This is a genomic window from Eubacterium sp. LMAG:50 (assembly GCF_008680265.1).
GTDB lineage: Bacteria > Bacillota > Clostridia > Lachnospirales > Lachnospiraceae > Eubacterium_U > Eubacterium_U album.
The window spans coordinates 16,228-30,636 of record NZ_NALP01000009.1; the positions used below are offsets into that span (position 1 = coordinate 16,228).

14 protein-coding genes are annotated in these 14,409 nt (G+C 31.6%); 1 reads left to right on the forward strand and 13 read right to left on the reverse strand.

The features are described 5' to 3' along the window. Positions 1-193 precede the first annotated feature (193 nt). The 7 genes from CCC31_RS12295 to aroD form a co-directional block, all read right to left on the reverse strand. Positions 194-1,843 (reverse strand): glycosyl hydrolase, encoded by a 1,650-nt coding sequence (locus CCC31_RS12295; protein ID WP_290851872.1) that lies wholly within the window; start codon positions 1,841-1,843, stop codon positions 194-196. Positions 1,844-2,135: 292 nt separating this feature from the next. Beyond that, complete coding sequence (locus tag CCC31_RS12300; protein WP_022088190.1) at positions 2,136-2,765, reverse strand: single-stranded DNA-binding protein; 630 nt, start codon at positions 2,763-2,765, stop codon at positions 2,136-2,138. A 375-nt stretch (positions 2,766-3,140) separates the two neighbouring features. Further along, positions 3,141-4,004 carry a hypothetical protein gene (locus CCC31_RS12305; protein WP_147585683.1) on the reverse strand — a complete coding sequence of 288 codons (864 nt, stop codon included), beginning with the start codon at positions 4,002-4,004 and terminating at the stop codon, positions 3,141-3,143. Between the two features lie 74 nt (positions 4,005-4,078). Then, positions 4,079-5,023: a D-2-hydroxyacid dehydrogenase gene (locus CCC31_RS12310; RefSeq protein ID WP_117910656.1), complete on the reverse strand. Its 945-nt coding sequence runs from the start codon at positions 5,021-5,023 to the stop codon at positions 4,079-4,081. Positions 5,024-5,244: 221 nt separating this feature from the next. Continuing rightward, positions 5,245-5,802 carry an elongation factor P gene (gene efp, locus CCC31_RS12315; RefSeq protein WP_117910655.1) on the reverse strand — a complete coding sequence of 186 codons (558 nt, stop codon included), beginning with the start codon at positions 5,800-5,802 and terminating at the stop codon, positions 5,245-5,247. A gap of 139 nt (positions 5,803-5,941) precedes the next feature. After that, a complete protein-coding gene (locus tag CCC31_RS12320) occupies positions 5,942-7,090 on the reverse strand; it encodes a hypothetical protein (protein WP_290851876.1) in 1,149 nt (382 codons plus the stop codon). A gap of 230 nt (positions 7,091-7,320) precedes the next feature. Beyond that, on the reverse strand, positions 7,321-8,583 hold the full coding sequence (gene aroD / locus CCC31_RS12325) for a type I 3-dehydroquinate dehydratase (protein ID WP_290851878.1): 1,263 nt from the start codon (positions 8,581-8,583) through the stop codon (positions 7,321-7,323). A gap of 406 nt (positions 8,584-8,989) precedes the next feature. Between aroD and CCC31_RS12330 the strand changes: the two genes are divergently transcribed. Continuing rightward, positions 8,990-9,856, forward strand: a complete 867-nt coding sequence (locus CCC31_RS12330; RefSeq protein WP_118565530.1) for a shikimate dehydrogenase — start codon at positions 8,990-8,992, stop codon at positions 9,854-9,856. Between the two features lie 191 nt (positions 9,857-10,047). Here CCC31_RS12330 and CCC31_RS12335 read toward each other — a convergent pair whose 3' ends face one another. The 6 genes from CCC31_RS12335 to CCC31_RS12360 all read right to left on the reverse strand — a co-directional run bounded on the left by CCC31_RS12335 (position 10,048) and on the right by CCC31_RS12360 (position 14,305). Beyond that, entirely contained in the window at positions 10,048-10,563 is a 516-nt protein-coding gene (locus CCC31_RS12335; protein ID WP_117909850.1) for a YqeG family HAD IIIA-type phosphatase, read from the reverse strand. A 188-nt stretch (positions 10,564-10,751) separates the two neighbouring features. Beyond that, positions 10,752-11,201 carry a transcriptional regulator NrdR gene (gene nrdR / locus CCC31_RS12340; RefSeq protein ID WP_022088197.1) on the reverse strand — a complete coding sequence of 150 codons (450 nt, stop codon included), beginning with the start codon at positions 11,199-11,201 and terminating at the stop codon, positions 10,752-10,754. A gap of 62 nt (positions 11,202-11,263) precedes the next feature. Beyond that, positions 11,264-11,527 (reverse strand): PRC-barrel domain-containing protein, encoded by a 264-nt coding sequence (locus tag CCC31_RS12345; RefSeq protein WP_117909849.1) that lies wholly within the window; start codon positions 11,525-11,527, stop codon positions 11,264-11,266. Between the two features lie 204 nt (positions 11,528-11,731). Beyond that, positions 11,732-12,508, reverse strand: coding sequence for an RNA polymerase sporulation sigma factor SigG (gene sigG / locus CCC31_RS12350; RefSeq protein ID WP_022088199.1), 777 nt, complete (start codon positions 12,506-12,508; stop codon positions 11,732-11,734). Positions 12,509-12,607: 99 nt separating this feature from the next. Then, entirely contained in the window at positions 12,608-13,309 is a 702-nt protein-coding gene (gene sigE / locus CCC31_RS12355; protein WP_243003032.1) for an RNA polymerase sporulation sigma factor SigE, read from the reverse strand. Positions 13,310-13,399: 90 nt separating this feature from the next. Beyond that, the gene (locus CCC31_RS12360; RefSeq protein WP_117909848.1) at positions 13,400-14,305 is read right to left on the reverse strand and encodes a sigma-E processing peptidase SpoIIGA; all 906 of its coding nucleotides are present in this window, start codon (positions 14,303-14,305) and stop codon (positions 13,400-13,402) included. Positions 14,306-14,409 lie beyond the last annotated feature (104 nt).

Below are 14,409 nucleotides of genomic sequence, written 5' to 3' on the forward strand. Positions count from 1 at the left end.
GTTTTTTTTCTTTTTGAAAACGTTTATTTTCAATCTATGAACATCTTATCATAAACGTTTTTATTTTACAATCCAAAATATAATATTTTCACAAATAAAACGATTTATAATTTGAAATACTATCTATTTTTCACATACCTTCAATCATTTTCTTTTAAATCAGGTGTGAAAATTGTAACATTTTTATTGTATTCTACTTAGATGTTTTAAATGTTTTTGTTTTAGACCATGGTCCTTTATCACTGCCATTAATACCTCTGACTCTTACAAAGTATTTTTTACCACCTGCCAATTTGCTTAATACAATTGATAATTTACCGGTTTTCTTTGTCTTTGATTTTTTGAATTTCTTATTCAAAGAATACTGAACCTGATATTTTTTAGTTCCTGCAGCTTTCTTCCATGTTACCTTAACTGATTTTTTCTTTGTTAGCTTTGCACTCTTAATCTTAACTTTACCAATTGTAGTTGCCTTTGTTGTTTCTACAGGTACTACAGTTGTTGGTGTAACCTGAGTTGTTGTTTCTTCTACCTTAGGTGTAGCAGTTGTTGGTGGCTGCTGTGTTGTTGGTTCCTCATATACATACTTATCAGCATCAGTCAACTTATATGTTTCATAACCTTTCGGATTACCTAATGATGCATATAAGAATCCATTATCTGTTAATTTACCTGAGTCATAATCAAATAATGCAGTTGATCCACTTGCATCATTTGAATCAATATCATTTGCTGAATTAATATTGTATGGGAACCATGCATATCTTTCTACAAAATCCATCTCATCTAACTGTGCACATACTTCTTTAATAAATGCACCTGTTTTTTCATTTTCACCAGGTTTCTGATAACTATAATCGAATTTGTCTCCATATGCCTTGCTTCCAAAAATTCCCATTTCGGTAATCCAAACAGGCTTTCCATATAATTCATGTACTTTCTTTACAGCATCAATCACCATGCCAACACTTCTCTGACTAATATATGTATGAATGGCTACACAGTCACAGCTAACTCCTTCAATCTCGATCTGAACACCATTATAATCAACTGTTCCGCCTTTTAAGAATGGTGTAAGCCATCCGCTATATGTTCCATTAGGATTACTTATAGCAGGTGATACCGTTCTCTTTCCAAGTTTCTGTATTTCTTCCCAGCCTTTCTGTGCCTGTACAACTGATATGTTAGCCTGAGCTGATAATTCAGGTTCATTATATCCAAGGATGTAATTAGCATCCTTTGGAACTAAAGCACACTGCTCTGCAATGTATTTAAATAAATTTTCATCTTTTGTTCCATCCGGATCATCCTGATTTCTTCCCCAAATCATTGGTACAAAATCAACTCCATCATCAATTGAATTATTATAAGGTGTTGCCTGCCAATTGTAATACCATGATAAATTCATTTTTTTAAGTTCAACTGTTTTACTCATATCTTCGCCTAAAGCAATTCCTTTTTTAGATACAAAAAAGTTTCTTTCATTAGACTCTACTGTTTCACCTGAAGCTAAAACAGCCTCAACCTTTAATGTATGCTTTGCTATAGATGTTGTATAAACTTCTGCCATCTGTTCATTCTCACCATTAGCTTCTAATTCGACTGCTTTTTTTCCATCAAATACAATATTATAGCTTTCTGCATCTGTTACAGATGTATTAACTTTAACATTAATGTATCCTGCTCCTACGAGTTTGCCTTCAGTTGGTGTAATAACTGCCTCTTCTTTCCAGCTTGATATAGTGCTACTTTCTTCGTTTGCATCCGCACTTATCACTCCAGTCATTGACACTGTCATAACTGCAGCCATGGCAAATGCAACTCCCCTCTTAAAATTTCTCATGTTTTCCTCCTTTATATGCATACCATCTCTGATGGTATTTCTTCCACTCTATTGTCCGATTATTCTCTTATAAAGTCAACAACTTTTTTGCATTTTTTACAATTTTGCTTATAATCAATCTTTTTTTTTAGATGTTATTTTATTTTTTAGAATAATATGATTTATAATTTGTTGTATAAATAAATAATATCACTAATTTGTTTATTTGTTTGTGGCACCTTTGCAAGAAAAAACATCCCAAAACAAACTTTTCAGTCTGTTTTGGGATGTTTTTCTGCTTTTTTTAACGATTTTACTCGTCTACATATTCTAATTTGCTGACAGACACTTCATATGCTGTGTGCTTTTCGCTTTCATCTTCATTAATCTTCTTAATGTACTCTCTGCTTTGCACTCTTCCCCATATCTGAATGTGTCCACCCACTTCAAAAGCTGATGCATATCTTGCATTTCTGCCCCAGGCAATGCAAGGTATGTAATCTGATTTACCATACGGTCTGTTAACTGCAATAAGTAAATCTGCGATTTCTCTTCCAAGCGGTGTTTTTCTGTAAATTGGTGGTTTGCAAATAAATCCATCAAGGAAAATCTGATTTGTTCTGCCTGCATCAAGATTCTCTTCTACTTCTTCCCATTCTCTTACGAAAATAGAAAGCACCAATTTGTTTCTTGTCCCCTCATGTCTGTTGTAGGATCGAAACTGTCCTGATACTTCTACAAGTCTTCCTGTGTAATCCTGTGTTACATCAACAAGTCTCTCAGATACCATCAACGGAATAATATCCGTTAATTCACTAAGTCTGTCTACAGATACATCTACCATGTAGAATCCTTCTCCAAAAACTTCATGGCTGTATCTGAATTCAGATACAATCTCACCTACAATGCTAACGCGGTTGTTCTCAATAATCTTGTCGATCATGTGTGCTTCCCCCTTCTGTACCAACCTTTGGTTTCTTATTTCTTTTATCTCTATAATTATATTTCCTTTTTCCACTTTTATGTAAAAATGTGTTCGACCTTTTTCGACTTATATAATTTTTGTCTCAAATTTTTGCTCATTTATCGTCGAATACTAGGGTTTCACTTCGAAATAATTACTATTATTTACTATAAAATCGATATTTTCTTTATTCATTTACACACAATTTTCTATTATATCTATTTTTTTACCCCTAAATTTTTACCCCAAAGTCTCAACTTTGCCGTGAACTTTATCTTTTGTAATAATGACATTTCCTCTACTACAAAAAAATACCGACATTTGCAAACATCATTCACAAATGTCGGCACAATATTAATAACCAAGGTTCTTTAATGTCATTTTTGTTTCTGTCTTTAAAGCGCTGTTGATTGCACTTGAAGCTATGTTGCTTCTTAATTTCTTTACTGTAGCCTGCGGTTTATTCTTTGCTAACTTAACATCAGCAACCACTTCCTGATTCTGAATTGCTTTTATCTGAATCTTGTTTCCTGATGTCTGAATAGTACATACAAAATCTCCAACCTGTTTAAAGATTTTTCCATTTTTCTTTAAGTAATTGTAAAGAGCTATACCATTCTTCTTTTTGTCCTTTGTCACTTTAAGTTTCGCTTTAGACTTAACACATTTGAAGTTTGTAACCTTTACTGATGTACTAAAACTTGAATCAGCATCATTAGGAAGTACTTCTGAGAGTGCATAAATATCACCCTGTTCTTCTGTTCTGTCACCAAATTCTCCACCCATTCCATAATAAATGAATGTTGCATTAGCAGATGCTTTAAATGTTGCCTTGTAGTTTTCTGTTACGCCCGGCTGTAAGTGTAACCAGTCTGCATAAACTACTGTGTCCTGTGAATCTGTAACTTTAAAGAATACCCATTTTTCAGCCGTTGTAGTTGTTGCTTTAAAACTAAGAGTATACTTCTGTCCTTTCTTCACTGTGATGTCTCTGTGTGCCTGTGCTCCCCAAACACCGCCCCAGCCAATCGCATCCATATCAGCTGAGAAAGAACTTGCTGTTGCGCCTGACAAACTACCGTCAGCTCCTTCGTACCAATTTTCTCTCTGTCCAAAGTAGCCTTCAAATGTTGTACCTGCAAAACATGTTGCACACATAGCTACTGTTATAGTTGTTGCAACTATAGCAGCTGAAATTTTCCTGATAACCTTTCTCATTGGTTAATCCTCCTTAAATATAAGTATTTGTATCTTCTTTTAGAACTATAACTTATATCTAACACCCTTCGGTTCTATTTTATAACATTTACAGGGGCTCCTGCAACCCATTTTTTAATATTATTTTTTACAATTTCAACAAGTCTTGTCCTGGTTTCAACAGGTGCCCATGCTGAGTGAGGTGTAATAATTATATTATCTATATCAAGAATCTCTTCATGCTTTTCCATCGGCTCTACTGCTACTACATCAAGACCTGCTCCTGATATTTTCTTAGATTTAACAGCATCAATTAATGCCTGTTCATCAACTACTCCGCCTCGTGATGTATTTATAAACAGTGCTCCATCTTTCATTTTTTCAAAAAACTCTTTATTACACATCTTTTCTGAATCGCTATTTAATGGGCAATGAATAGAAACTATATCTGATTTTTCAAGCAGTTCATCCATTTCTACAAATCGGACGCTTTCATCTTTCTTAGGACTTCTGTTATACGCTAAGACCTTCATATCAAATGCCTGTGCAATTTTTGCAACTTTCTTTCCTATTGAACCATATCCTACAATTCCTAATGTTCTTCCATCCATTTCCTTCATTGGTTTAAATGGCGAAAATTTTTCGCTGTGTATCCACCCTCCGTCTTTAACAAATTTGTTATACTCTCCAACTTTATTGTAATGTTCAAGAATAAGAGCAAATACATGTTGTGCTACAGCATTTGTAGAATAACTTCCTGCATTACATACCGTTATATTTCTTTCATTTGTATATTCTATATCCACATTATTATATCCTGTAGCAAAAAGTCCTATATACTTTACATTCTTTGCATCCTTCAAAGTCATTCTGTTCATTATCGACTTATTACACAAAATAATTTCAGCATCCTTTATTCTTTCCGCTATCTGATTATATTTAGTATAATCATAAATTGTCACTTCACCAAATTCATCAAATACCGAAAAATCAATATCATCATTCGTTAAAGTTTTTGCGTCTAAAATTACTACTTTCATCAGCCCAATATCTCCTACTATTATATGTATTACCACTTCCATTAGTCAGTGGTCATTTGCCAAAGCATTTATGTAAAATTAACTTCATTCAATGTTTTTCTAAACATTGCTTTCATGTTAAAGACTTTCACCTATTAGAAACGTGCACCGCAAGGTGCACAACATAAAAAAAGAAGTTCCCAAACAGGAACTTCTTTTTATTTATTAATCCTAAAATCAGATTATACTCTTGAAAGGTATTCACCTGTTCTTGTATCAATCTTAATCTTTTCACCCTGATTAACGAATAATGGAACATATACTGTTGCTCCTGTTTCAACCACTGCAGGTTTTGTAGCACCTGTAGCTGTGTTTCCTTTAACACCAGGTTCAGATTCTGTAATCTCTAATTCTACGAAAAGAGGTGGTTCAATTGCAAATACATCACCATTGTGTGAGCAGATTGTAACCATTTCGTTTTCTTTAACAAACTTAAGTGCATCACCGATTGTTTCTTCTGATAATGCAATCTGTTCAAATGTTTCTGTATCCATAAAGTTATACAATCCACCATCTGCATATAAATACTGCATTGATTTTCTATCGATGTGAGCCTTAGGACATTTTTCAGTTGGTCTGAAAGTCTTTTCAACTACACCACCACTCTTGATATTTTTTAATTTTGTTCTAACGAACGCTGCGCCTTTACCTGGTTTTACATGCTGAAATTCGATAATCTGATAAATCTGTCCTTCAACTTCGATTGTAACACCATTTCTAAAATCGCCTGCTGCTATCATAATATTTCCTCCTAACAGTTCATTGTGTTTTACCACGCTACGTTTTATTTTATAATAATATTATTATTATTTCAACTATTTTTTACTACAGCAATTATTAAGCGTGCTATTTTTCTATTTATTATACTAGAAAAATGTATTATAAAACGTCAAATTCCATAGGAATATTTATTCCTTCTATTGTATGAATATATCTATAGTGTCCGGAATGTAGTCCTACATAATCCTGGAATATAGGAATACTAAAATATCCCGGTCTTAAATTTTCAATCAATATTATAATTTCCGGAAATCTTGCATCGTCACTCAATTCAATGTTCTTCCACTGATTATCCTCATATATTTCAAGTTTTCCCGGTTGAAGACTTCCCGGATATGTATTATCTTCATTACCTACAGCATAAACATAAAATGATAATTTATCATTCATATTTATTTGATTATTTTTTAATATACCGACTAATTTTGTATCATTATCATATACATTGAAATTAACAATACATTCCTGACCATTAACTTTGTTGGTTAATCGATATTGTCCGGTCGAAATATCATAATAATTATTCAAATCTGCATTTCTAATCATCTCACTATCATTAACCTCATACATTGTATTCTGATACTCATTTTTCTTTTCGATGATTTCCCATTTTCCATCTATATATTTTTCCAATTTTTCTGTTTTATAATCTAGTGCTATCACTCCCTTGCCATTAGTCAATGAATATTTAATTATTAGATTATCCTTTAAAGTTATTTTATCGTTAACATATGACAATTTTATTTTTGTTTCATTTACAGGATTTTGATTATCGCCTTTTCCCGCTTCTCCATTTGTAGTTGTCTCTTCATTCTTATTATTTGCAGTATTCTGTGATGATGTTGTTTCACTATTTTGCGTTTTGTCCTGATTATTTATTATTTTTTCTGAATCTGTATTCTTTTTCTTGTTTTTATTAACAACATTAATAATAAATACTCTCTTCTTATTTTTATATTTTGCTATAATTTTTGTCTTGCCATTTTTTATTCCCTTTATATTTAAAATATTATTTTTCTTACCTTTAATTTTTACTATTTTAACAATCTTTTTATTTTTAATTGTCCATTTTACTTTTACGCTTGGCTCTTTCACTTTTATAGTCTTTGTCTTATTAACTACGATATCAACTTTTTTTGTATCAGCATTTACATTAATAGTTCCAACTATACCTACAACACATATTACACATGCAATTACAATTTTTTTAATATAATTAATTGTAATTCTACTTCTTCCTTTAGTCATATAAATCTCCTTTCCAACTAAATTATTCGAACACTAATTTTATGATAACCATAACATATACTTCTATTTATATCTATATGTTTTAGTAACGAAAGTATTTTTTCAGATTATTTTTTCAGATTATTTTTTCTTTAATATTTAAACCACTGTATTTTCATCACGTAAAAAATCCGACAGGCTAAACCTATCGGATTTTCATTTTCTTTCTAATACTATATCTTTATCCTATGCTAAAAACTTGTACGCTCTAAAATCTCACCACAGATTTCAACTCTGCTTTTTCCATCTGTTGCTATAGAAACCTGAGTCGCCTTTTGATATCTTTTTTCTCTATCAGCAATCATTTTTTCTATATATTCTACTGTCATATGATTATTCAAAAGTGGTCTGTCTTTATTTTCACATATACGGTCATAAATAGTTTTGGGTTCTGCCGTGAGAAGTACTGTTCTTCCACCTGCTTTCATTATCTCTATATTTTCATCTTTAAGAACAACTCCGCCACCGCATGATACTATTTTTCCTGCATTAATTTGCATCTCTTCTAAAGCTTTTGTTTCAAGTTTTCTAAAATATTCTTCCCCATTTTTTTCAAATATATCACTTATAGACATATTTTCCTGTTCTTCTATGTATTTATCAATATCAACAACCGGCATTCCTGTAATATAGCCTAACGCATTTGATATTGTAGTTTTTCCCGTGCCCATAAAGCCAATCATAAATATATTTTTATCTTTGATATCATCACAATTAATACCTAATATATTTCTAACCTGTTTAATTGTCATTTGTCCCGGTGCTGATGTATTTACACCTGCCGCAAATGTTATTACTGAGCCTGTTGTCTTTCCACATACTCTTGTTACTGCGCCTAATTCTCCCATTGACATTGTAACTATAGGTGCTATCATTTTTTCATTTGCCTCAATAGAACCATATACGAGTTCCTTAACATCTTCTTCGCAACTTGGCATTACAGCCATCTTACATATATCTGCTCCAAGTTCTTCCATCGTCATTAATGTTTCCACAATCTTTTCTCTTGTTGGTGTTTCATTAAAATGATGATTTGAACCAATTACTTTTGCTCCTGCCGTATGTATTTCTTCTATCATATCTAAGGCAATTGAATCTTTAGAGTAGGCTTCTACATCTATTAATTCAGCCAGTCCTGTCTTAGCTACCTGAACATTCAAATCATAATAACTGTTGTTTGAGATAAATTTTTCTCCACCTTCTCCATCAGTTCTGAAAGTAAAGATTAATGGTATATCTTTAATTACCTCACGCAAATCTATCAACATATTTTCTACTTCATCGATATAAACGCTGTCAAAGAAATCACATCTCCATTCGATTATATCCGGATTCATCTCCACAACTTTTTTTGCCTGTTCTATCACTTCATCGTGATTTTCGCCTACTATCGGTACGCACACTTTGGGGTGACCGTCGCTAAGTTCAAGGTTTCCGACCTTAATTTGTTTCATTTTTCTTCTAATTCCTTTTTCGGAATTATTCCTCCTTTTACATTATTTGCCATATGTTTAAATTACGGCATTTGACGTATATTATAACATATATGAGTTTTATATAAAAGAGTGAAAATGTCTAAATGACATTTGCATAACTAACTAAAACTTTCTAAATGCTGTTTGTAATTGAAGTTATTTTACATTTACAAGCAGTAATAGTGTATATCATTTAGAAAAATACCCGGCATTTATTAAAACTCACTTCCATTTGTTTTCAAATTTATGTATCATAATATATGGTGTTGAATTAATTCAGCATATATCAACTAAATTAGAATTATAAAAACATCCAACAATAACCGTAATAAAGTTTATTGAGCAAAAATATACCGGCTCAAATAATTACAACGGAGGTACTACAATGGAAAATATAAATATTACAGGGTCAACAAAACTTACAGGACTTCTTGGCAGTCCTGTTGCACATAGCAAATCACCCGCAATGCACAATGAAGCCTTTCGACTTTTAGGTTTAGATTATGTATATTTATGCTTTGATGTGGATGAAAATAATATGGAATCAGCAGTTGAAGGTCTACGAACATTAGGAGTTGCCGGATTCAACTGTACAATGCCTGACAAAATAAAAATGTGGGAATTATGTGATGATTTATCTCTTGCAGCAAAGTTAATAGGTGCTGTAAACACAGTTGTTAATCAAGACGGAAAATTTATTGGTCACAATACTGACGGAATTGGATATATGCAATCTGTTAAGGATGCCGGATTTGATATAATTGGAGGTAAAATGACATTAATGGGTGCCGGTGGTGCTGCATCTTCAATTCTTGTTCAGGCTGCAATAGATGGCGTGAAAGAAATCGATGTTTACAACAGACCCGGAACTAATTTTGATAAAGCTCAGATTTTAATTGACAAGTTGAATAAAGTTACTTCAGCTAAAGTTTCTCTCTATGATTTAAATGACGAAACTTCTTTAAAGAAGTCATTGGATTCAAGCACAATTTTAACTAACGGAACTTCTCTTGGTATGGCGCCAAATACCTACTCTTGTGTTATTAAAGACAGTTCCTTTTTACATCCTGAATTAATTGTTTCTGATATTGTTTATAACCCACTCGAAACAAAACTTATGAAAATGAGTAAAGAAATAGGTTGCCCTGTATTCAATGGTTTATATATGCTTTTATATCAGGGGGCTGAAGCCTTTAAGCTTTGGACAGGGAAAGAAATGCCTGTTAATGAAATCAAATCAAAGTTTTTTTAGAAATATTATCAATTAATTTTGAACAATAAATTTTAAAATGAATTATTTTATTCATTACGGATGATATAATTTTTTCAATATCATCCGTAATTTTTTTATTATTCAATAAAACAAATCTCACATTTTCAATATTTATATAATTTAGGGTTGTATAATCAATTTATCAGACTCATATAAACTTATGATTTATACTATTTACTCATATCGGTTTTAGACATTTTCTTTTTCCAACGCCATAAAATAAATTTTTCAGGAATTCTTTTTAAAACTATTTGAATTTCTTCTTTTTTATCGATTTTTTTAACCATCACACTCTGGATTCCTGTTCTGTTTGCGCCATACACATCTGTGAATATCTGGTCGCCTACAAATATTGTAGAATCTACATCTGTGTGCATTAATTCCATCGCTTTTTTATAGTTCCTAGTTGAAGGTTTATGTGCATCAAATATGTATTTTGACTTAACTGCATAAGCGAATGGCTCAACTCTTGGTTCCTGGTTATTTGAAATAAGACACGTATCAAGTCCTATTTTTCTTAATTTTTCGAAAAATTCAATACTCTTATCTGTAGCGGGATGTCCATGAGGAACTAATGTATTGTCAATATCAAATATCACTCCTCTTATCCCCTGTTTATAATACATGTCAAAATCTATATCTTCTACAGAATTTACATATTCATTTGGGTAAAATCTTTCAAGCATATTTTTCTCCTGCGTTCTATCTTTACTTAACTATGTTTCCACATCATCCAGATGCTCTAATTTAAAATATTTCTACATCATAAGATGCACTAATTTAAAAATGTTCCTACATCATCAGATACACAATTTTAAAATATTGCTACATCATTAGATGCACTAATCAAAGTTATTCTTTCATCATCTATGCACTAATTTAAAAATTTCTTTAACTCATCCATAAATGTATTTACATCTTTAAACTCTCTATATACAGAAGCAAATCTTACATATGCAACCTGGTCTAATTCTTTAATTTTATCCATAACGATTTCACCAATCTCATTACTTGAAATCTCTTTTTCTTCTTTATTAAATATCTCTGCCTCTATTTCTTCAACCGTAGATACTATCTGATCATAAGATACAGGTCTTTTATGACATGAACGTACAATTCCCCTCTCTATCTTACTTCTATCATACGGTTCTCTGTTATCATCTTTCTTTATAACGATAAGCGGTATTGTTTCTACTTTTTCATATGTAGTAAAACGTTTACCACATACCTCACACTGTCTTCGGCGTCTGATAGAATTATTCTCTTCTGCCGGTCTTGAATCAATTACCTTTGTATTTTCTTCTCCACAAAATGGACACTTCATATTCTGCCTCCTAATACTTAATTCCAGTCATAAATTGATTATAAAAAGAATTAGTTATATGGTCAAGACGTTTTGTACTTATGCTTTACATCATCTAAGTCTACACTAACCAAAATAATATCATCCCCAATCTGCTTTACACATTTTACAGGAATTATATATTCAAAATCGCTACATATAAGATTACAGAATTTTGTAGGCCCGGGCACAATCAGTGCTTCTATACATCCTGTGCAAATATCAAATTCCAAGTCTTCTACCGAGCCTATCATTTTACAGTCACAACAATTAATTACTTCTTTCTGTTTTAACTCACATATTCTCATTTTTGCTCTGCAGTCTTTTTTTTATTTTATGAGAAAAATTTGTATTTTATGATTATATCTTATATAGTGTTTTATTATTTTATCTTATATAGTGTTTTATTATTTTAACTGATATATTATTTTGTATTTCCATGTCATCTATTTTTTTATCATTATTACATATATCGCCTTACATTTTTATCCCATATAGCGTTTTATCACTTCTTATCGCATATAATGCTTCATTGCCTTTATCGCATTTTTTTCAAGTCTGCTAACCTGTGCCTGAGAAATTCCTATTTCATCAGCTATTTCCATTTGTGTTTTTCCCTTAAAAAATCTTAAGTCTATTATTTCTTTTTCTCTTTCCGGTAGCCCTTTAATTGCTTCAGCAAGAGCTATTCTATCTACCCATTTTTCTTCTTTATTTTTTTTATCACTTATCTGGTCCATCACATACAAAGTATCTCCTCCCTGGTCATATACCGGGTCAAATAAAGATACCGGACTTTGTATTGCATCTAAGGCATATATAACTTCTTCAGATGTAGCTCCAATTTCTTTAGATATTTCACTTATGGTTGGTTCTTTATTGCTTGTCTTCATTATACGCTCTTTAGCATAAATAGCTTTATACGCTGTATCTTTTATCGACCTGCTTACTCTGATTGATGCATTATCTCTTAAAAATCTCTTTAGTTCTCCTGCAATCATAGGTACTGCATAAGTTGAAAACTTTACATTTAATGTGTCATCAAAATTGTCAACTGCTTTTATAAGTCCAACGCATCCAATCTGAAACAAATCATCCATATTTTCATTGCTTCCCGAAAATCTCTGAATAATACTTAGCACAAGTCTCAAATTTCCCTGAATGTACCTTTCCCTTGCTTCTTTGTTTCCTTTTTTTATCTCTTTAAAAAGTTCAGTTTTTTCTTCATTTGTCAGTAACGGTAATTGTGTCGTGTTTACTCCACTTATTTCCACTTTAAAAAGAGCCATATTTTCCTCCAAATCATTCAATTACTTCTTATCAACAAACAAATATTTGTCAATTTGTATTACATTTAAATGATTAACAAAAACACGGCTCTTTATACATTATTCATATTTTACAATTTCTTTTTTTAGTCGATTCATTATCTTTTTTTCTAATCTTGATATGTACGATTGTGATATTCCAAGAAAATCTGCAACTTCCTTCTGTGTCATCTCCTCCCCATCTTTATTATTTAGTCCAAATCTCATTTCCACTATTGATTTTTCACGTTTATTTAATTTTTCAATTGCTTTTTTTAACAGACTTTTCTCCACTTCATTTTCAAGTCCTCTTGATATAACGTCCTCATCTGTTCCAAGAATGTCCGAAAGCAAAAGTTCATTACCATCCCAGTCAACATTTAAAGGCTCATCTATAGATACTTCAAGTTTTGTTTTATTGTTTCTTCTCAAATACATTAGTATTTCATTTTCAATACAACGTGATGCATATGTAGCAAGTTTTATGTTTTTATCTGTCTTAAACGTATTTATTCCTTTAATAAGACCAATTGTTCCTATTGATATCAAATCTTCTACGCCTACCCCTGTATTATCAAATTTTTTTGCTATGTATACAACCAGTCTCAAATTATGTTCTATTAACATTCTTCTTGCTGATTCATCATTTTCATTTATTAATTTTTCTAACTGTTTTGCCTCTTCTTCACCTTCAAGTGGAGCCGGAAGCACATCCGGTCCTCCGATATAATGTACTTCATTAGACTCATCTGAAAGTATCCATCTGGTAAGCACAGGAATCACATTTAAATTTTTAAGCAATTTTTCTCTCCTCTCTTTTATTTTTAATTGTGGACATGCATTGCAATTTCGCAATCATCTATTTACTTTGTTTCAAAATTGTGAGCGTGTATTACAATTCTCGCAATCGCCTATTTGTTTTTGATTTGTTTCACTATTATGTAGAATAAATTCAGAATTTAAAAGCATCTGATATTTTTTATCGTTATTAAACATTCCTTTATAAATTCCTAATACCGGATTTGAAATTTTCAAATTAATGTCTCTATTTTTAATTTCCATATAATCAACAGTAATTCCCGTCAATATTCCATTTTGACTTCCAACTGATTTGAATGGAATAAGAAAACATTTCTCATTTCCGGTTAAAATTTGTTTTATTACATTGTATTGCAAAACAGATACCGGTCTGCCTTTGTACGGTTCTCTTAAACTATTTCCTGTATCTTCTAAAGCGACTGTTTCTATCTTTGAATCGCCATTTACAATTCGTACATTATACAGATTTTTGCGGATCTTGAGTTTGTTTAGCATTTGATAAACTGCCACCTTCATTAACAGACATCCAATTACTATTCCAAACATCAGCATTAGTACATTTAATTTTTTGTGTTCCTGTGTTTTTGCCTGTGCCACTGTTTTCCCCCAAAAACTATAGCTGCTAAGCATTGATACCACCCCATTCAACACAAAAGTAACACAATATACAACAGTCAGCATTTTTATTCCAGATAACTTTCTGTTATTAAACGCAATTCCGGTCATTATGTATGGGACAACCAGCCATGTAAATAATATTTGCAACACTCCGTATTTTACTTTAAGCACTAATATTATTACACTGTAAGTTGCTCCAAATAAAGCTGCGATAACACATCTGATTGCTGTTCGTACCTCTATTTTTCCTTTAAAGTTAAGTATCTGTTTTGCAACAACTAAAATAATAAAATCCATTAGAAAGTTTATTGCAAAATACACGTCTACATATATTACATGCATCCTTCACCTCCAAATGGTAAAGCCATTATATACTTAAATCCCCGAAAAATTTGTCGAACTCTCGTGTAATAAAAAAATACATTTACAAAAAATGTAAATGTATT